This window comes from Tenacibaculum halocynthiae (assembly GCF_964512825.1).
Classification (GTDB): domain Bacteria; phylum Bacteroidota; class Bacteroidia; order Flavobacteriales; family Flavobacteriaceae; genus Polaribacter; species Polaribacter halocynthiae.
The window spans coordinates 514705-535988 of sequence record NZ_CAZELG010000028.1; the positions used below are offsets into that span (position 1 = coordinate 514705).

The following is a 21284-nucleotide window of genomic DNA, read 5'->3' on the forward strand; positions in this document are numbered from 1 at the left end:
ATAATTATAAACAAACAATTCATAAAAAATGAAAAATACTGCATTAACTCACATTCATGAAGGTTTAGGAGCAAAATTAGTTCCTTTTGCTGGGTATAATATGCCTGTGCAATATGAAGGTGTGAACATTGAACACGAAACTGTAAGAAGCGGTGTTGGTGTATTTGATGTTAGCCATATGGGAGAGTTCTTTTTAAAAGGAGAAAATGCTTTGGCTTTAATTCAAAAAATAGCATCTAATGATGCCTCTAAATTAGTCCCTGGAAAAGCTCAGTATAGTTGTATGCCAAATGCTGATGGTGGAATCGTAGATGATTTAATCATATATATGATTGAAGAAAATGAGTACATGCTGGTTGTTAACGCTTCAAACATTGAAAAAGACTGGAACTGGATTTCACAACATAATGATTTAGGTGTTGTAATGGAAGATCGTTCTGATGAATGGTCTTTATTAGCTATTCAAGGTCCTAAAGCAGCCCAAGCTATGCAATCATTAACGTCTGTAGATTTATCAGCTATTAAATTTTACACTTTTGAAATTACTGATTTTGCAGGTTTACCAAATGTAGTAGTTTCTGCTACTGGTTATACAGGATCTGGTGGTTTTGAAATTTATGTAAAAAATAAAGATGTTGAAGCTGTTTGGAAAAAAGTTTTTGAAGCGGGAGCTGATTGGGGTATTAAACCTATAGGATTAGCAGCTCGTGATACTTTACGTTTAGAAATGGGATATTGCCTATATGGAAATGATATTGATGATACTACTTCTCCTTTAGAAGCTGGCTTAGGTTGGATTACAAAGTTTACTAAAGACTTTGTAAATGCTGAAGCTTTAAAACAACAAAAAACTGACGGAGTAACTCGTAAGTTAGTTGCTTTCGAAATTATAGAAAAAGGAATTCCTCGTCAAGGATATGATATTATAAATGCTGAAGGTACTAAAATTGGTAATGTTACTTCAGGTACTATGAGCCCATCTTTAGGAAAAGGGATTGGTTTAGGGTATGTAACTATCGAAAATTCAAAAGTTGATAGCGAAGTGTTTATTCAAGTTCGTAAAAAACAAATAGCAGCCAAAGTAGTTAAACTACCTTTTTATAAAGGGTAATTAAATTGTACATTATAAAATTAAAAGCGATTCATACATTTATGAATCGCTTTTTTTTATCTGTTAATACAATTATTACTTCTACTTTTATTTAGTAAATATAAGCTTCATCTCTTTCACTTTTCTTTAATTCTATTAAAAGAACAATTATTAGTTAAATAATAATCTGTTTTAAAGCAAGTTAAACTATTATTTAATTAATAATTACTTTTTTTTCAATTCATCTATACTTAGCTACCATTCATCTATAATTTTTTTTTGAAATATATAAAAGCTGTATTTTCACTAAACAAATCCCTCAAAATCAACATCATGAATAAGAAATACTTTATTAACCTTCTTCTTTTAACCTTTATTTCAATTCAACCTTTAATTTCACAAAACACTCCTTTCAATTGTGATTATTATGCATATCTTTTTCAAAAAAATGACGTATTTGCTGTAGATTTAGCATCTGGGTCCGCTTATGAAGTTGCAACGGATATAACAACAGGAAATATTAACGGAGCTGGATATAATCCTAAAGATGGTTATATATGGGGATCTTTAACATACCCTCAAAAGTCAATCGTTAGAATTGGAAAAAATTTTTCCACAACAACCTACACTATTGATGCGTTACCAACCTCAAACAGATATATAGGTGATGTCAGTCATGAGGGAATTTATTATTCTAAATCTGGTGGAGACACATACTACATTATAGACTTAGACCCTGAATCTCCAACACATTTAACCTCATTAGGAACAGGTACACTTTCACAAAGTATTTTGGTTCATGATTGGGCATTTAACTCTTTAGACAACCACCTATATACTGTTGAAAAAGGAACTAATAAATTATATAGAATTAATGCTTCAACTGGTAATGTTGAAAATCTAGGTGTAGTACCAGCATTAGCTGGGTTAAACTATACTTATGGTGCAGTCTATTTTGATAACATGGGGAATTTTTATGTATCAGCAAATCAAACAGGAACTGTTTATATTATAAATGAAGTTACCAACATAAATAATGGTAGTAGTATTAACTCTAATCTTTTTGCTTTTGGACCATCAAGTTCTAGTAATGATGGAGCACGTTGCCCAACTGCGCCAGTACCTATGGAAGACTGTACAAATGGAATTGATGATGATGGTGATGGATTAGCAGATTGTGATGATCCTTCTTGTTCAGGAGTATCTGCTTGTCCAACAATAGTTGCACCAACAACTAGTGGTAATAATGGAGGCTTAGAAAGTAACAATAGATTATCTCAACAAATTAATAAACGTAACTATAATAGAATAAAAACTAATTATACTTTTAGAAAAGAAACAGCTAAAAGGATAGTGAAAAAATCTACATACGCCCAAAGAGGTGCTAAAAAAGCATTAACTTTAAATGATTTTATTCCTCTAAAAGTTATAAATGAAGACGAAGCTATTGAATCATCACCTACTGATTTAATAAAAATCACAAATGCTACAGATATAGTATCTGTTGATTATCAAAGAAAAAATAAAACTGTAGCTTCTATCTTAGCTTTAAAAACTGAAGACAAAGTATATGAGCACACTAAATATATATGTGATCGTTTATTAGGTGCTGAATTATTATCTGTTTCAACAATCCAAATTGAAGAACATAATTTTATTAAATCAATTATTAAAAATGTAGATGGTGGTGTTGAATTCGTTTTAAGTTTATCAGCTAGAGAATCAAGTGACGGTCAAAACTTCATAATTGAAAATCACTGGAATTTAGATAAGTATAAATCTGAAACTGGATATTTTAATTTCCAAATATGGTCTAATTCAATTGACGATTTAATGTTACTTAGTACCGAAGTGATTCGTTTATTAGATGTAAAGAAAACAATTGATACTTATAACATTTCTCCTCCTCCTCCAGTATTTGTAAAAAAAGGATTCTACAAAAATGGCGTATTAAATTTAGACATAGTTAATGTAAATGGAAGTACTACTGTTGAATTTGATGCCGGATTTAAACAAACAGAGACTAGTAATTTAGATAATATGTCATCAACAATAGTTTTAGATAAAAATTACATTTCAAATGTAATTTTAGATACTGGTAAACTATTTGACATAGGCTTTAGAATTGGTGATGGAACCAATACACCAGATGACTTATTCATGTCTGATGGTTCATGGGGTGTTGATGATGCAGCTACTAGCACTAATGTTACAGATTTCACTGTAACACCAAATGAAGATCAAACTGATGATACTGAAATGTCTATAGAAAGAAATATAAATTTAAAAGCTTCAACAAAAGAATACGTTTCCGTATATAAAGCATTTAATCCTAGATTTAAATCTGTTGATATTTCTTCATACAATGCTTTAAAGTTTAAAGGAAATGGTACAGGTACCCTTGAAGTTCGTTTTATAAAAGAAAGTATTAATGTTTGGGAAGATCAATTTAATGCTACTGTTAATTTAGGTACAACTAATCAAGAATACACAATCCTTTTCGATGATTTTACATCTACCAAAAGCTCAAAAGCAGATTTCAGTGATGTAGTTACATTAGTATTTACTATGGTTTCTAAAAATGGTGAAAAACAAGTAAAAGAAATGAATATTAGTGAATTAAAATTAGTTAATTCTAGTGCGTTGTCAACTAATGATGAAGCTAATTCTTTAGCTAATCAAATTTCTGTAACACCTAACCCTATGATTGAATCAGCAAATGTTCAGTTTAATAGCTCACAATATCAAAATGGTAGTTTAATCCTTTACAATCAATTAGGTCAAATAATTCAAAAAAGTGATTTAAAGATAAATAGTGGTAAAAATGAAGTTACTATATACAGAAACAAATTAGCCACTGGAGTTTATTTCTTTAAAATTAAAAGTGATAACTTAAATTATATTACCAAAAAGTTAGTTATCAAATAAATTGGCAAATTTTAAAATATAAATTATAATAAAGGAGGTACTTACCTCCTTTATTTGTTTTAATAATAACTTAAAAATTAATTTCATTGTGATTAAACGTCTAATATTTCATTAAAAAAAACAATGAATTATGACTTTTAAAGCTATTTTAAAAACTAGTTAATGATTGCTTTAAGTACACAATTTAAAGCTCTTAAAAGAGTGAATTTATTTTACTTAAAAATAAATAAAAATTTTAGCTAAATATGGTAAGTGCATACCAATTATATATCTCTACTAGTAATTAAAAATAATAACACTTAAAAACCGTTTAACTACACATATATACCATTCATCTACAGATAAATTGTTGCTATCTTTTAAAAAGAAACAATTGTTATAAAAAAAATATATTTGTTATATACAAACCTACGTACAAAAAATAATTATGAATTTAAATATATTACTTGTTGAAGATGACGAAATAGAGAAACTAAAGTTTGACCGAGCTTTAAAAAAGTTAAAGTTAAATCATTCAGTTTCTAAGGCTAGTAATGGTGAAGAAGCTTTACAAAAATGTAAAGAAAGTTTGCCTAATTTAATTCTATTAGATTTAAATATGCCTAAAATGAATGGGTTTGAATTTTTATCTATTTTAAAATCTGACGAAAACTTAAAATTTGTTCCTACTGTGGTATTTACAACCTCAAATAATCATCATGACATGATTAATGCATACAAAATAGGTATTGCTGGTTATGTTGTAAAACCATTGCGTTATGAAGATTATGTGAATCAAATTGATAAAATAATTGACTATTGGTCTATGAATGAATTAGTCTCTTTATAATTTTTTCAGTATATTTCATCTTTAGTATTAATTAATTTTAATCCCCCAATATAAAACTAGATGAAAGGAATTGTATTTACCGAATTTTTGGAAATGGTTGAACAAAAATTTGGATTAGAAACTACAGACACCATTATTACAAAATCAAATTTAAAATCAGAGGGTGTATACACTTCAGTAGGTACATACGATTTTGGAGAAATGGTAAGCTTAATAACCAATCTTAGCGAGGAAACTAAAATAGACGTTCCTACCTTAATATATACCTATGGGTTATATTTTTTTGACACTTTAAAAAATGGATACCCTAATATTTTTAAACATTACAAAACCGGTTTTAACCTTATCTCGGGTATAGAAAAGCATATACATGTTCATGTAAGAAAAATTTATCCTGATGCTGAACTTCCTAGTTTCATTACTCACGAGGAAACTGATACCAAATTAATTATCGAATACCAATCTGAAAGAGCTATGTCTTCCTTTGCACAAGGACTTATGGAACGTACATTAGAGCATTATAATGAAGAGGTTACAATAAAAAAAGAATTACTGAATTCTGATGGAACTAAAGTTTTATTTACACTAGTAAGAAATGTCTGATGAAAAAGTAAAAATATTTGAAAGAGCCTTACAAAGAGAAAGAAAAGCTAGAAAACAAGCAGAAGAAATTCTTGAACAAAAATCATTAGAATTATTTGAGGCTAACCAAAAACTAACTGCTTCCAATAAAAAAACTGAAGCTTTATTAAATGATCAAACTGCTCAATTAAAATTGATTGTTGATAACTCATCTTTAGGTATTGTTTTATCTCAAAAAAATAACTTAATTAAATTTAATAAAGCTTTTGCAAATTTATTAGGCTATACTGATGATGAATTATTAAATGTCAATATTTACGAACTCTCACACCCTGATGATTTACCACAAGCCAAAAAACAGCTAAAACTACTAGAAGAAAGTAAAATTGATAAGTTTTTAATAAAAAAAAGATACAGAAAAAAAGATGGTAACTATGTTTCTTGTAATACAAACGTAAGTGCAGTTAGAGATAATGAAGGTAATGTAAAGTACCATATTGCTTTAATAGAAGATGTTTCTGAAATAGATAAAAAAACAAGAATGTTAAATGCTTTAAACAGTCTTTCTGTATCTATATTAGGAAAAAGAGATTTAAATGAAATTGCCTGGGAAATAGCAAAAAACACTGCTAATCATTTAGATTTAGAAGATTGTCTTGTTTTTTCTATTGATTATGAATCTAATATCATAAAAGAAATAGCTGCTTATTCAAATAACCCTGATATTGATATAACCAAAAAACCTCCTTTACATATACCTATAGGGAAAGGGGTAATTGGTAAAGTAGTTGAAACAGGAGTGTATTCATTAGTAAATGACACTTCAAAAAATGATTTGTACGAGGTTGATGATTTTTTTCGTTTTTCAGAATTAACGGTTCCTATTATAGCTGATAATAAAGTAATTGGTATTATTGACTCTGAACATAGCAAAAAAAATTATTTCAATAATGACCACATTGAGGTTTTTCATAACATAGCTAGTTTAGCTTCTGCTCAATTTAATAGTGCTATTAGTCTAATTAAAGAGAAAAAAACTCAAAAAGAAAAAGATGTTTTACTGGTTCAATTAGGAAAAAACAATGAAGAGTTAAAAAACTTTGCTCATGTAGTTTCTCACGATTTAAAATCTCCATTAAGAAGCATGTCCGCATTAATTTCTTGGATACAAGAAGATAATGAAGGTACTTTTGATGAAGAGACTACCGTTAATTTTAATTCTTTATTAAAAAAAATTGATAAAATGGATCACCTTATTAATGGAATATTAAAATATTCAAGTATTGATAAGATTGATAAAACTGACCAAAAAGTTGATCTTCAGAAAACCGTTACAGATATAATTGATACAATTTTTGTTCCTGAACATATTAATATTCAAATTAAGAACACGCTACCAATTATTTATGGTGATAAATTTCGTTTACAACAGTTATTTCAGAATTTAATAAGTAATGCTATTAAATATAATGATAAAGAGAAAGGTATTATTACTATTGAAGTAGAAGATTTAGATAATAAATTTCTATTTATTATAAAAGATAATGGTATTGGTATTGATAAAAAATACCACTCAAAAATATTTGAAGTATTTGAAACCTTAGAAGAACCTAATGATGACTCTACAGGTATAGGTCTTTCAATTGTAAAAAAGATTATCGACTTATATAATGGTAAAATATGGTTAGAAAGCGAATTAGGTAAAGGGTGTTCCTTTTTTTTCGAATTAAAAAAACCTCATTAATATTACTTAATAAGGTTTTGATAATTGGGGAATACAAACAAACTACTAATTTAAATATTTTTTTCTATGTTTTCTTATTCAAATATAATCACTTCATAGAGTAAAGATTTCTAAAAATCGTTCAACTCTTTTTTTTCTGTCGATGAAATGCTTTTAACTATCGATGAATGAAAAAACTTAATTTTCTACTATAAAAAACCTCATTATTTAATTTATAATGAGGTTTTTAAGGTTGGGGAAAACAACTAGTAAACTAGCACTTTATTTTTAATCATATTTTCTTTAAATTCTTTAATAAGCTTCCAAAATTTTCATAGCCAATGGTAAAGTTAGCATCTAAACAACCAACATGTGCAACAGATGACAAGCTATAAAAAAAACGAGCACCAACTTTTATAGCCCTACTCTTTCCTTGGTTTTTTTTCATATTTATAATAGTAACTTTTTTTTCAAATTCATCTTTTAATTTATATAAAACATCTAAAGTATTATCTTTACTTCCATCGTTTACAAAACAGAGGTGAACGTCGCTATATTTTTTTAAGCACTTTTTAAATGCTTTAATTTTTACCCCCTTCTCTTCATTATAACATGGAATGATAATGCCAATCTTCATATATATCTGTTTTTAATACTCCTTAAAAATAGCTTCTAGATTAAGTGTTTATGAAGTTTAATCGTTTAGTACGGTTTTTAGTGTCGATGAAACGTAAAAATGTATAGATTAGTTTACCTAACATATTACTTAACTTTATTATATTAGAATGTTATAATTAAATTAATGAAAAACTCAATAAATAAATATTTATTATTAGCCCTAGGGTTTGCCTTACTATTTCATGGTAGTGCAGTGTTTTATACTATTGAACAAACTTATGATGCTTTAATACATTTATTTTTTGCAGAGCATTATGCTAATAATTGGCAAGAACCATGGTCTTATAAATGGTACACTGGATTTAGTATAATGGGGTATCCGCCACTTGTTCATCAATCATTAGCGATACTATCATTTATTGGCGGTTTTAAATTTGCTTTATTTAGTTACTCTTTTATAATTATTATACTATTTGTTACTGGTGTTTATCGATTTAGCTTATTACTTACTCAAAACGAAGACTATGCCGGCTTTGCTGCTATCTTTTCAGTATTCTCTTCCGTTTTTATCGAAACTTTACATGTATTTGGTCAATTACCAACATTAGCAGGAATATCCTTGCTAATGCATTCAATACCTGAAATTTACTATTGGATTCGTACAAAAGAATATAAATATTTGATTTCTTCTTTATTGTTAATGGGATTAATGGTTTGCTCTCATCATGTAACTCCAATATTCGGAATGGTCTTTTTTATATTCCCTTTAATAGGTTTAGCTATTATGGATAACATTAAGGACCTCACTGGTAGTTATAAGAATATCCGTTTTTTATTTTTTGTAAAACATTTGCTAAAGTCAATGAAACCAATTTTAACATTTGGCTTTTTATCATTAGTAATAATGATAGTATGCATTTTACCTTATTGGATTAATACTAAAAACAATCCAATAACTCAAGTACCAATACCACATGGTTCTCGTGATAACTTTCTTGAAGTTTTATCATCTGGTCTCGTGTTCTTTTTAATTCCTTATGGAATTCTTTTAACCTTATTCCCATATCTTTTTTATCGATTTTTTAGTAAACGATTATTATTTTTTGGTATTTCATTTTCTATGCTTGTTTTATTAGGTACTGGTGGTACTACCCCACTACCTAGAATGATTTTAGGTGAAAATGCCTTTTCTATACTGACATTAGATCGTTTTACCTTTTGGGCTTCTATAATGAGTTTCCCAATTGCTGGGGAGTTATTTTATCGCTTATCAAAATCTGATTATAAAACATATTTAAGTAAAAAATTTGGTAAAACATATTATACCTTTTGCATTGGTTTAATAGGTAGCATTATTCTGTTTTTTGCAATTTTCACTATTAATTTAGGAAAATTTAGACCTTCACAACCTAGAGCTATTAAGATGTTACCAATTGTAAACTTCATAAACCAAGATATGCATTATAAATGGCGTTATTTAACACTTGGTTTTGGTGATCAAATGGCATGGTTAGCATCACAAACTAGAGCCTTGTCAGTTGATGGTAACTATCATTCTGCTAGGCGACTTCCTGAATTAACCACTAGAGCTGTTGAACGCCTGGAAAACTCAAAATATCGTGGGATTGAAGGAATTGGATCTCTTCAACAATTTTTAGCGAATTCAGAAAAATTTAATTTAAAATATATTTTTTCTAACGATAAATTTTATGATCCTATTTTATATTTTACAGGATGGGAAAAACTCTCATATCTTGAAAACGGTATAATGGTATGGGAAAAGAAAAATATTAAACCTTTAGCATCCATATTACCTAAAATTGATATTCCAAGGTATCAAAAAATAATATGGTCGTTTGTTCCTGTCATATTATTATCATTAGCTACTTTTTGGTTTATAGGAACCTTTTTATTTTCAAAAAATAAAATAGTGAGTTTAAAGAATGAGAATTCTCCTTCTGCATCTTTCTCTTTTTCCAAAACATTACTACTTTGGAATACAATGTTACTATTTGCCGCTATTATAGGTGCATATTTTATATATGACGAAAATGGAACACAAAATTCATCAGTAAATGTAGTAAAAGCATACTATGATGCTTTAGATTTTAAAAGATTTACAAAAGCTCATTCTTATTTAGATAAAAATTCAAAAAAAACACTAGATCAATTCATGCTTGAAATATCAGTTAGTGATGGATTATTAAGTTCTTATGCTAAATTAGAAAATATCGGAACTAAAATAATTAACAAAAGAAATGATACTGTATTAATAGAAGCAAAAACTAAATGGGTTACTCCTTTAGAAATAATTAATAAAAAAGAAATTATAAAAACTATTTCGAAAAATAACAAATGGTTTATAGTACCTGAAGAACCTGATCCTTACAAACCCTCTAATCAGTTTTTTAATTCTCCTGAAACTATATTTTATAATCAAGGTAGACGTAAAATAACTACTCAACAAACCCATCATGAAGATGTTTTACCACAACCTATTGCATACATTAATAATGCTAAATTGGTCCAAAATAATGATCAGTATCATATTATTGGTGAATTACAAAATATAGACTATTTTCCTTCTGCTATTAATTTAAAAGCTGTGTTATATGATGCTGAAAATAATGAGTTAGCTAGTTATAGTTCCAAGCTTCAAAACAAACACTATTTGAATCCTTTTGAAAAAACAGTTTTTAAAATAGATTTTGAAGAAATTGCTTGGATTGATTCTGATAAAAAAAATAAAAGTTTCAACCCTAATGAATTTCATTTAAAAAAGTTTGATCAAAAACCTGTTAAGTTTGTATTGCATGTTGGTACCACAGTAGCTACTAAAAATTTGTACCAATCTGTACAAGTTAATGCTCTTAATTATACTAATGATAAAATATCAGGAATGTTATTTAATACAGGTTATAAAGAAGTTACTATAGCCCAAACATTAATTTCGTACTATAAAAATGATAAACTTGTATGGGTTGACCATCTATTTTTAAAAGAAAGCATACGCCCTCATAGAAAAGGATACTTTAATTATACACCAATAGTAACTGATATGATAGAAATAATATCAGAAACTACTGAAAATTGTTATGTTAATGGTGTTCAAAATGAAAAGGGAACATTTGATAGATTAGAAGGCTATAATGAATCTAAAAATAAAAACATTATGATTCAGAAAAATGAATTTCAAATAAAGTTTCAAATCGCTAATTTTATTGGTAATTAAATGAGGTTCATATTATACATATTTATTTTATTATTAATTTCTTGTAAAAACAACAAGAAAATCAAACTTGTACCTAATAATCAAACCTCAAAAATTAGTTGGATTAATAAACCTAGATCAGTATATGCCAGTGAAAATATTCATTTCACCTTTAAAACTGATACTATAAATAGTGATATACTATTATTTATCAATAATGATTATGGTAGTTCTATTTTGCAACCGCAAGTAAAAAATAATCAATTAACTTTTATAATTCCTAAACACTTTTCTTCAGTTTCTGGTGTTTTAAATTACGCAATAGTTATTAATAAGAAAAAGATTTTAACTGATAAACTAATTATTAAACCCCAAAAAAAAACAACTTTACTTGAAACTTACTGTGGCCCTCCATATATAGTAGCATCTAAAACCGATTATTCCATGCTTGTTGTAATACCAAACGATATTTATGACAACCCAAATCGTTCTAATTATACTGCTTATGAGCTATATAGAAATGCACCTTTAAACACTAATATAAATACAACCGAACTATTAAGTTATAAAAACATATATAGCAAAACTAAAACAGGTAAAATATTTGTTAGAACTTATATTGATAGTTTAAAATCTAAACTATTAGAATTATCTATACTCTCAAATAATCCTACAAATTTTTCTATTTCTTTCGACAGAAATAATTCATTTGCTGATGGTAAAGAGTTAACTACTTTTAAAACATCTGTTATAAAAGATCAATTTAATAATATTATTGAAAACGGTACTATTGTTAGTTTTTATATATCTAATGATGATACGCATTTAAAGGCTTACGGAAAAACAAATAATGGAATTGCAGTAACTAAATTCGTTCATCCTGAGAAAATTAAATCATTTAATATCAAAGCTTATGTTGAAGGATTTGCTTCAAGCAATTCTTTGAATATAAAATACACTAAAAAAATAGATTGATTGATGAAAAAAACACCCTTAAATAAAAGAACATTTAAGCAAGTTGTAATAATTACAACTTTTGTTCTTGTTAATTTATTACTAATAAGTTTACTTTCTAAAATTTATTATGAGTTTAATTCTGGTGCGGATAGAAGTAAATTATTACATATTGACTTAAAAAACAACACATATTATTTACCTAAAATAAAAGTTAATTATGATAATGTAGAAGGTCGAGATCCTAATGAGGAAATTATAAAAAATATAAAAAAAGACTACCTCAAATCTTGGTATGTAAAAAAATATGCTTTGCAAAATAATGATTATAATGCTATTGAAGATTTTTATACAGATTCAGCCCAAGTAAAAATTAAAAAAATAATTCAATTCAATAGTAAAAACTCTATTAATATACGATCAACAAGTGTTAATCATAATGTAACTATAAAATTCTTTTCGGAAGATGGTCAAGTTGTTTATTTAGATGATAAAAATGTTGAAGAACAAACTTTCTATTACAAAAAGAAAAAATTAATACATCAAGAAAAAACTTTAAAAAATTATAAAGCTATTCTACTACTTGAAGATGGTTTTTGGAGGGTTAGGCACATTATTAGTGATAAAATTCTCTTAAAAGAAAATGAAACTTTTAAAACTACTAATAAGAACTTTAAAATAAAAGGTATTAATTATTATCCTCAAAAAACATCTTGGTTTGACTTTTGGAAAAAATACGATAGTATTACGGTTAATAAAGACTTTAACATAATAAAGAAATTAAAATTAAATACGGTTAGAATTTTTATTCCCTATAAACTTTTTGGTAAAGAGAATGTTTCAGAAATATATTTAAATCATTTAAAAAACACATTAGATCTAGCAAAAAAAAATAACCTTAAGGTTATTGTTACCTTTTTTGATTTTTACAGTAATTATCAAGTATTAGATTATACACTTTGTGATAGACATTTAGAAACTATTATAAATGAAATTAAAAAGCATCCAGCTATTTTACAGTATGACATTAAAAATGAACCTGATTTAGATTTTAAAAATTATGGAAAAGAGAAAGTTTTAAATTGGTTAGATTTTATTAGTTCTAGGATTCGTATATACGATCAAAAAACTCCAATAACTATTGGTTGGAGTACTCCTGAAGTTGGACATTTATTAAAAAACAAAATGGACTTCATTTCATTTCATTATTATAAAAAAACTATTGACTTTAAAAATGCTTACTTAAATTTAAAAAAGAAAGTAAACAAACCAATAGTAGTTCAAGAGTTTGGAAGGCACTCATACAATAGCATATGGAATTTATATAGATATAGCGAAAAGAAACAAGCTAAATATCATAAAAATATGCAACAAAATTTTCATGATTTAAATATTAATCACTTTGTTAGTTGGACTCTTTACGACTTTCCTAAAATAGATGTAAAAATTTTTGGTAAAATGCCTCATAAAATAGGCCCACAAAAAAACTTTGGCTTTATTGATAAAAAAGGAAATTTAAAAAAAGCTGCTAAGTATATTGTTACTTATAAATAATCTTTATCAACAACTATTCGTCTTTAGTAATTGTTATTTTATCGAAATAGAACACACAAACATGGATATTCATTTTAAATTTATAATATAACTTAAAATGCTATCACATGAAATTAGGTATTGTTACATCATTTCCTCCAAGTAAAATAACCTTAAATGAATATGCCTATCATTTAGTTAAAAACTTCGTTTCTTTAGATAAAATAGAAGAAATCATTCTATTTTGTGATACAACAGAAGAAGATAAAATACTAGATTTTCCATACTCAGAAAAAGTTACAATAGTTGAATGTTGGAAGTTTAATAGTTACACTTCTATTTTTACCGTTACTAAAGCAATAAAGCAATACAAACCAAATCAAGTTTTATTTAATTTTCAGTTTATGAAATTTGGCCATAAAAAAATTGCTGCAGCTTTAGGTTTAATGTTACCAAAAATCACTCGTTTGTTAGGTATCCATTCAACAGTTTTAATTCATAATATTTTAGAAACTGTAGATTTAGAAAGTGCAGGTTTTACAAAAAATCCGTTATTAAAAGTCGTGTATAAAGCAATAGGTTATTGTTTAACCAAACTTATATTAAGTGCCAATAATGTTGCTGTAACTATTCCAAAATATAAACGTATTCTTGAAAAGAAATATAACGCTGATAACGTTGTTGTAATACCTCATGGAACTTTTGAAACTGCTAAACAACCAAGTTACCAACTAATAAAAGGAACAAAAAAAGTAATGACTTTCGGTAAGTTTGGAACCTATAAAAAAGTTGAAATTATTATTGAAGCTGTTGAGAAGATTAGAAAACGTACAAATGAAGATATAGAAATTGTGATAGCTGGTACTGATAACCCAAACACTCCAGGCTATTTAAAAAATGTACAAAATAAATATAAAGATATAGCTCAATTAACTTTTACCGGATATGTACCTGAAGAAAATATTGAAACGATATTTAACGAAAGTACTTTGGTAGTATTTCCTTATACATCAACAACTGGAAGTTCTGGAGTACTTCATCAAGCAGGAAGTTATGGTAAGGCTGTTGTATTACCTAATATTGGTGATTTAAAAGAATTAATACAAGACGAAGGATATCAAGGTGAGTTTTTTAATTCTAATGATTCAGATACGCTGTCAGATGCTATACAAGTAATTCTTGAAAAACAATTATATAGAATACAATTAGAAAAAACTAATTATAAAGCAGCTACAGCTTTTCCTATGTCTAAAATATGTGAAATGTATTTAGATCTTTTTGAAAAAAGTTATAATACTACAATAGATCAGGTACTAGCATAATAAAATACAATTTTCCCCTTTTTTCCCCTAAATAGAAGCAAAACTACTTTGATAAAATTTCAAAGTAGTTTTGTATTTAAAAAATACAATTATAGTTTAGATAGTATTAAAAAAGTTGTAGTATCTCCATATTCCATTAAATTATCTAACAATGATTGTAAATGCTGTTGATCTTTTACTACAATTTTTAAATGTATATTTTGATTACCAGTTATTCGATGTACTTCTTTTACTTCTTCAAATGAACTTATTATTGATAACATATTCTTTAGTTTTCCAGGAAATACTTTTAATAAAATGAATGCTTCTAAATCATATCCAAGTTTTTTATTATTTATATCAATACTGTATTTTTTAATAACTTCATTGTCTTCTAAATTTTTTACTCGCTCTCTTATTGATGAAGGAGATAAACTTATTTCACGTCCCAAGTCAGCAAAAGATATTCTAGAATTCTCCTTTAAAATATTTATAATTTTTAAATCTATTTTATCTACCATTGATTAAACTTTAATTATTGAATAAAAAGCATATTTAAATGGCTAATATACAATAACAACTATTAATCAATTTTTTAAATTGCCTTACACATTTTATCTTTACTAAAATTATAACAATGAGTATTCTTATTATTTTCAACAATAAAAACCCAGAGCCTTGGGCTAAAAAACTCAAGCAAGAAATGCCTAATACTACCATAGAAACTTATCCTAATGTTAAAGCCCCTGCTAATGTAGAATTTATTATTTGCTGGAAACCTGAAAAAAACATCTTAAAAAAATTTCCTAATGTAAAAGTTATTCAATCAGTTGGTGCTTCAATTGATCATATAGTATCATCACAGGATATCAATAATAATATTATTCTCTCAAGAATAGTTGACTCTAAATTATCTAATGATATGTGGGAATATTTAATTTCAACTGTATTAAATCAAATAAAAAACTTAGATACTTATTTAGAAAATAAAAATAACAAGAAATGGGAACAACATAATTATCAAACAATAAATGATACTGTAATAACTATTTTAGGTTTAGGGAAAATTGGAAAAACTGTTGCCTCAAATTTTTCGAAAATTGGTTTTAAGGTTAAAGGCTGGAGTACCTCTAAAAAAGAGATAACAAATGTAGAATGTTTTTATGGTAAACAATACTTAGATGTATTACTAAAAAACACATCTTTTTTAATAAATATTCTTCCTTTAACAATAGAAACAGAAAACATTTTAAATAAAAATCTATTTGAAAAACTACCAAAAGACGCAATCATAATTAATGTAGGTAGAGGTGAACACTTAGTTGAAAATGATTTAATATCATTTTTAGATAGTAATCAATTACAAGGAGCCTATTTAGATGTTTTTAGAGAAGAACCTTTACCTCTTAATCATCCTTTTTGGAACCATTCAAAAATTAAAATAACACCACATATTGCTAGTCTTACTGATATTAAAACTGCTAGTAATCAAGTTATACAAAATTATAAGAACTTTCTTAACAATAGAGAATTACTAAACATTGTATCAATAAATAAAGGTTATTAATATGAACTCAAAATTTCATTTAGCATTTAAAGTAAAAGATATTGAAAGTACTATATACTTCTATCATAAAATATTAGGATGCAAAATTGGTAGGCAAACTAAAAACTGGGTAGACTTCGATTTTTTCGGACATCAGCTTTCTGCCCATGTTTCAAATAATATCATAGAATTAGATTACTGTGGTATCGTAGATAAAATAAAGGTGCCAATACCTCATTTCGGATGTATTATATCTAACTCAGAATTTTCAGAAATTAAACTAAAACTTAAAAAATATAATATGAAATTTATTATTGATCCTCAAGTACGTTACAAAAATAAAAATGAAGAGCAACAAACTATGTTTGTTTTAGATTTAAGTAATAATCCTTTGGAATTTAAAAGTTTTAAAAACAATGATGCTATTTATAGTTAACCTTCATTCTTTTTTTTAAATTATAAAATAAAATACAAATTAATAAAACAGCCATCAACATAATTTGTATATGTACTACTTGGGCTAATGATTCATGAAAGTTAATTAATAAAGTTACTTGAGCTATCCCAAATACCATTGCCATTATAACAGGTTTATAGTCTGATAATGATAAAAAATAATATACAAATAAATTAGCCAAAGCAAATAATGATGTTGCTAACGCATATTTATACAATAAAAATCCCAAACTTATATATTGTTCTCCAAATAAAAGTTTAATTATTATTTCAGGAAATAAATAACAACCTGTAACTAACGATATTGTTAAAACTAATATAAACTTTAAATAACTATTTAAAATTTTCTGTGGGTTTTCTCCTTCTTTTTTTGCTTGAATAACCTTTGGCAGAAGTACCATAATTAACATCCAAATAACAAAGTACACTACTCTACCAATTAATGCTAATGAAGCGTACAATCCAGCTTCATTATGGTTAAAAAAATGTTTTACAATTAAAATATCTGAGTTATTAATAATAATTTGAGTCCCTTCATATAAAGCTGTTATTAATAAAAAACTATAAATTGATTTTGTTTCTAATTTTGATAGAATTGATTTTTCTTTTAAACTAGAAAAAGTAAATTGGTTAGGATACAATCCAAAAATAAATGAGATCAAAATACCTAGTGCAACAGCTAATGTAGGTTCAACAATATCAAACCCTATTAAAAAGAATGTTACTAGTAGTCTACCAAACATTTCTAACAAATATGATTTAGACAAAGCTACAAACTCCTGATTCCCTTGATTTAAACCTCTAGAAACACTCATCAAAAAATAAATAGGTACTCCAAAACCAAATAGATAAAAAACATATTTATTATTTAATTGAAATATAGTTTGTAAAAATTCAGAAGAAAAAACACATAATAAACCTATAATAGCACTTACAAATAATGTGTATTTGTATATAACTCTTTTAAAATTTAATAATTTATCTTTAGGTAGTTCAATAATAAATTTGGCACATAACAGCTGAATGGTCATTGCTAAAAATGATAATACTAATAATAATGTAATTAGTAATGCTACATCTGCAAAAACACTTGGCCCTAACCACCTACCCAATACTAAATTATATATATAATTACCAGCGTTAACAATCATCACACTTATCATGAACCACTGTGACGCACTAATTTTAAATTCTTTTTTTAGTATTGAAATTCCCATTAACACTATTAATCTTTTATAAACTCCTTTAATTTAGAATTATTTAAAGTTTTCGTTATTTTTTTATTCGCTTTTCCAAAAACCTTTAGTACTTTATTATTTTGTGATGCTTTTTTGCATAAATCAAAAAGAACTTCTATACTTGAATTATCGATAGCTTTAATATTTTTCAAACTTAAAATAACTTTAGAATTATAGTCTAATAACGTTTCTAAATACGATTTTAAACTTCTTGAATTTTCTAAAACTAAGTTTCCTTCTAATTCATATTTTCCTTTAATATAGTTTATTTGTAACATATTTAATCAACTTTAAAAATTTAACATGTTCAAAGTTCCTGTTTTTACTTCCATATTTCAATTAGTTTCGACAAAATGCAGTTTACTATAGATTAATAAAAGGTATTTATGTCTTAACTTGGCATAAATAAAAATATAAGATATGAAAAGATTATTGAAATCATTACTATTGCTTATTATCTTTTTAATAAACAATAAAGGAATAGGCCAATCTTCAATGGATAGAGGCTTTAATTACCTAGAAAAAGGTAACTTTAAAGACGCAGAGATATTTTTTAAATCTTATTTGAAAGAATACCCAACAAATAAAACAGCAAAACTATGCTATGGTAGAGCTATAGGTTTGAATGGGAACCCTGTAAAAGCCAAGTTAATTTTTAATGAATTATTAACTATTGAACCTGAAAATCTTGAATTTAACATAAACGCTGCAGAATGTTTATTATGGAATAAAGAATACGATATAGCTCTCAAAAAATATTTGAATCTATCAAAAAAATATCAATCCAATCCTATAATTCAATTAGGTCTTGCAAATACATATAGTAATTTAAAAAAGTTTAGTAAAGCCATCTATCATTATAATAAAGGTATAAATTTAGATCCTAAAATACTTGGTATATATATTGGTCTTGCTTATACACATTTAGCCAATAACCAAAATAAGGCAGCTTTAAAAACCATAGATGAAGCATTACTTTTAGATAAATCAAACACGCAATTATTAAACTTAAAAAAAACAATACGAAAAAAGTATACATCTAAAATTCATCAAAAGGTAAGTATAACATCTGATAGTGGTGATAATCAATCAATCAATTCCAATACAGAAGTTATTTATCCATTATCAACTAAACTTAGTATTGGAGGGTATTATAACTACAGAGTATCTACTTTTTTATTAAACAATGATACCTCAAAACAAACATCAATAGGTTTAAAAACCTCATATAATTTAACTAACAAGATACAATTAGAAGGAGAAATAGGTAGTTTAAAAGTAAAAGGAGCTGCTAATTATAATGATGTAACCTATAAAATTGGTTTAAAAACAAGATTAGCTTATAATCAGAATTTTAATATTTATTATCAAAAAGAGTATCATAATTTTAATGTACAATTAATTAATTCAAAAATTAGTCAAAATCATCTTTTTGCTAATTATCATATATTAACAAAATATGACATAGGATTATTTACTCAATATTATTATACTAAACAATCAGATGAAAACAGCAGAAATTTGTTATTTACTTCACTTTATTATCTTATAAATAAAAAAACTCCCATAAAAGTAGGTTTAAATTCCGTTATTATGGGGTTTGATAAAGAAAGAGCTAATTTATATTTTAGCCCTGAAAAATATTATGTATTTGAAGCATTTATTGATTTTAGTTTATTTCCTAGCTCAAAGAAATGGATTACAAAAGGAAATGCTGCTTATGGTTATCAGTTAATTAATGAAGATCCTAAACAACAAAGCTTTAGAGCTGAATTATATTTTGGATATAAGCCATCAGAAAAAATAACAGCTCAACTATATGGAAAATATAGCAATCAAGCAGTTCGTAATGCTTCAGGTTTCGAGTTTAATGATATAGGTATTGAATTAAAAATTAACCTTTAAATTATAATCTAATTTAAAAGGTTAAGTCTTTTCATCAATTCTGGTCTATTTGACCTACTAACTGGTATTACTTCTTTTTTAATTAGAACACTATTATCCTCTATATCTATAATTTGTTTAAGGTTTATGATATAAGATCTATGGATTTTTAAAAAAAGATCTTCAGGAAGTTTATCTTCAATCTTTTTCATTGTAGTATGTACAATATGATTTTTAGATTCAGTCTTAATATTTATATAATCACCTTTAGCTTCAATTAAATAAATATCAGAAATAAGAATTTTAACTAACCTTCTATCAATATTAACATACAACTCATTATTACTATCTTCACTCTTTACTTCTTTATCTGCATCCGATGTGTTTTTTTCTACTTCAATTTTAGAAACGGCTTTTATAAATCTTGGTAATTTAATTGGCTTTACTAGATAGTCAACTATACACTTATATTCAAAAGCATTTAGAGCAAAATTAACATCAGAAGTAGTTAAAATAATATTTGGAGGATTATTTAAGCTATCAATAAAGTCAAATCCAGTTAAATCTGGCATATGTATATCTAAAAAAACTAAATCAACTTTATTTTTATTAATAAAATCTAAAGCATCTAAAGCATTATCGAAAGACTTTAATACAGATACATGATCTAATCTAGAGCAATATTTTGAAATAATAACTCTAGCTAATTCATCATCATCTATTATTATTGAATTAATCATTTATATTTTTTTTAGGAAATTTTCAATTGTTTCTAATATAATAACAAATTCATCAAATAATTCAAAAGAATTATTAATCAATTGGCTTTCAAAATTTGAAGCTAATATGTAACCTTCTTCTAAACTCAACAGATTAATTTTATGCTTTAATTTATGAACAACTTCAGCACTTTCTTTATATTTTTCAGATTCAAATGAGTCAAAAAAAGCTTTTTTTTCAATAGGAAATTCTTTTTTAAAAATTCCTATCATTAAATCTTTGAAGTCATTATCTCCATCAGATATTTCATCAAACTTAAATAAATTAGGCAATTTTTTCATTATTATAGTTAGTCAACATAAATATAACTTAAAAAATATAATATTTCAAAAAAGAATTTGAAAAATTCTAAATAAAAATTCTACTAGCAATTAAAACCAACTTAATTTTAATCAAAATAATTAAAAAATTAAACTAATTAATATATATAATTAAGAGTTTAAACTCTCCAACGATCTACTCCCACAGTATTGAATTAATGTTTACTTAGGTTTTAATAAAGAAGTATAGTTTGGCACAAAAAAAAACCGTTCTTTATTTTACTAAAGAACGGTTTAAAAGAAAGGCAACGACCTACTCTCCCACCTGTGGCAGTACCATCGGCGCTAATG

The 21284-nt window shown here is 26.2% G+C and carries 18 protein-coding genes; 12 read left to right on the forward strand and 6 right to left on the reverse strand.

The features are described from left to right. The first annotated feature begins 28 nt into the window (after positions 1-28). The 5 genes from gcvT (at position 29) to ACKTTQ_RS11635 (ending at position 7173) form a co-directional block, all read left to right on the forward strand. Positions 29-1111 (forward strand): glycine cleavage system aminomethyltransferase GcvT, encoded by a 1083-nt coding sequence (gene gcvT, locus ACKTTQ_RS11615; RefSeq protein WP_408049286.1) that lies wholly within the window; start codon positions 29-31, stop codon positions 1109-1111. Between the two features lie 312 nt (positions 1112-1423). Further along, a complete protein-coding gene (locus ACKTTQ_RS11620) occupies positions 1424-4018 on the forward strand; it encodes a DUF6923 family protein (protein WP_408049287.1) in 2595 nt (864 codons plus the stop codon). A gap of 427 nt (positions 4019-4445) precedes the next feature. Further along, on the forward strand, positions 4446-4847 hold the full coding sequence (locus tag ACKTTQ_RS11625; RefSeq protein WP_093870979.1) for a response regulator: 402 nt from the start codon (positions 4446-4448) through the stop codon (positions 4845-4847). Between the two features lie 60 nt (positions 4848-4907). After that, on the forward strand, positions 4908-5450 hold the full coding sequence (locus ACKTTQ_RS11630) for a heme NO-binding domain-containing protein (protein ID WP_093870978.1): 543 nt from the start codon (positions 4908-4910) through the stop codon (positions 5448-5450). Then, positions 5443-7173, forward strand: a complete 1731-nt coding sequence (locus tag ACKTTQ_RS11635; protein ID WP_408049288.1) for an ATP-binding protein — start codon at positions 5443-5445, stop codon at positions 7171-7173. The genes ACKTTQ_RS11630 and ACKTTQ_RS11635 overlap by 8 nt, the downstream gene beginning before the upstream one ends. A gap of 271 nt (positions 7174-7444) precedes the next feature. On the opposite strand, the gene ACKTTQ_RS11640 is transcribed toward ACKTTQ_RS11635, so the two are convergent. Next, entirely contained in the window at positions 7445-7789 is a 345-nt protein-coding gene (locus tag ACKTTQ_RS11640) for a glycosyltransferase (RefSeq protein ID WP_093870976.1), read from the reverse strand. Between the two features lie 165 nt (positions 7790-7954). Here ACKTTQ_RS11640 and ACKTTQ_RS11645 point away from each other — a divergent pair, with 165 nt between their 5' ends. The 4 genes from ACKTTQ_RS11645 (at position 7955) to ACKTTQ_RS11660 (ending at position 14790) form a co-directional block, all read left to right on the forward strand. Further along, entirely contained in the window at positions 7955-11002 is a 3048-nt protein-coding gene (locus ACKTTQ_RS11645) for a hypothetical protein (protein WP_408049289.1), read from the forward strand. Then, complete coding sequence (locus ACKTTQ_RS11650; RefSeq protein WP_299133513.1) at positions 11003-11956, forward strand: hypothetical protein; 954 nt, start codon at positions 11003-11005, stop codon at positions 11954-11956. Between the two features lie 3 nt (positions 11957-11959). After that, the gene (locus tag ACKTTQ_RS11655) at positions 11960-13489 is read left to right on the forward strand and encodes a glycosyl hydrolase (RefSeq protein WP_408049290.1); all 1530 of its coding nucleotides are present in this window, start codon (positions 11960-11962) and stop codon (positions 13487-13489) included. A gap of 107 nt (positions 13490-13596) precedes the next feature. Further along, on the forward strand, positions 13597-14790 hold the full coding sequence (locus ACKTTQ_RS11660) for a glycosyltransferase (RefSeq protein ID WP_408049291.1): 1194 nt from the start codon (positions 13597-13599) through the stop codon (positions 14788-14790). Between the two features lie 89 nt (positions 14791-14879). Here the strand turns inward: ACKTTQ_RS11660 and ACKTTQ_RS11665 are convergent, their stop codons facing one another. Beyond that, entirely contained in the window at positions 14880-15290 is a 411-nt protein-coding gene (locus tag ACKTTQ_RS11665; protein WP_093870971.1) for an Lrp/AsnC family transcriptional regulator, read from the reverse strand. A 116-nt stretch (positions 15291-15406) separates the two neighbouring features. On the opposite strand from ACKTTQ_RS11665, the gene ACKTTQ_RS11670 reads away from it, so the two are divergent. Further along, complete coding sequence (locus ACKTTQ_RS11670; RefSeq protein WP_408049292.1) at positions 15407-16336, forward strand: 2-hydroxyacid dehydrogenase; 930 nt, start codon at positions 15407-15409, stop codon at positions 16334-16336. A 1-nt stretch (position 16337) separates the two neighbouring features. After that, positions 16338-16751 (forward strand): VOC family protein, encoded by a 414-nt coding sequence (locus ACKTTQ_RS11675; protein ID WP_113786993.1) that lies wholly within the window; start codon positions 16338-16340, stop codon positions 16749-16751. On the opposite strand, the gene ACKTTQ_RS11680 is transcribed toward ACKTTQ_RS11675, so the two are convergent. Next, the gene (locus ACKTTQ_RS11680; RefSeq protein ID WP_408049293.1) at positions 16738-17988 is read right to left on the reverse strand and encodes an oligosaccharide flippase family protein; all 1251 of its coding nucleotides are present in this window, start codon (positions 17986-17988) and stop codon (positions 16738-16740) included. The two genes, ACKTTQ_RS11675 and ACKTTQ_RS11680, sit on opposite strands and share 14 nt — an antisense overlap. An 8-nt stretch (positions 17989-17996) precedes the next feature. Continuing rightward, positions 17997-18287, reverse strand: coding sequence for an STAS domain-containing protein (locus tag ACKTTQ_RS11685; RefSeq protein WP_113786992.1), 291 nt, complete (start codon positions 18285-18287; stop codon positions 17997-17999). Positions 18288-18429: 142 nt separating this feature from the next. Here ACKTTQ_RS11685 and ACKTTQ_RS11690 point away from each other — a divergent pair, with 142 nt between their 5' ends. Next, positions 18430-19914, forward strand: a complete 1485-nt coding sequence (locus tag ACKTTQ_RS11690; RefSeq protein WP_408049294.1) for a tetratricopeptide repeat protein — start codon at positions 18430-18432, stop codon at positions 19912-19914. 8 nt (positions 19915-19922) lie between these two features. Here the strand turns inward: ACKTTQ_RS11690 and ACKTTQ_RS11695 are convergent, their stop codons facing one another. Then, positions 19923-20630: a LytR/AlgR family response regulator transcription factor gene (locus ACKTTQ_RS11695; RefSeq protein WP_093872030.1), complete on the reverse strand. Its 708-nt coding sequence runs from the start codon at positions 20628-20630 to the stop codon at positions 19923-19925. Between the two features lie 3 nt (positions 20631-20633). Continuing rightward, positions 20634-20954, reverse strand: coding sequence for a hypothetical protein (locus ACKTTQ_RS11700; protein ID WP_093870966.1), 321 nt, complete (start codon positions 20952-20954; stop codon positions 20634-20636). Positions 20955-21284: the final 330 nt, after the last annotated feature.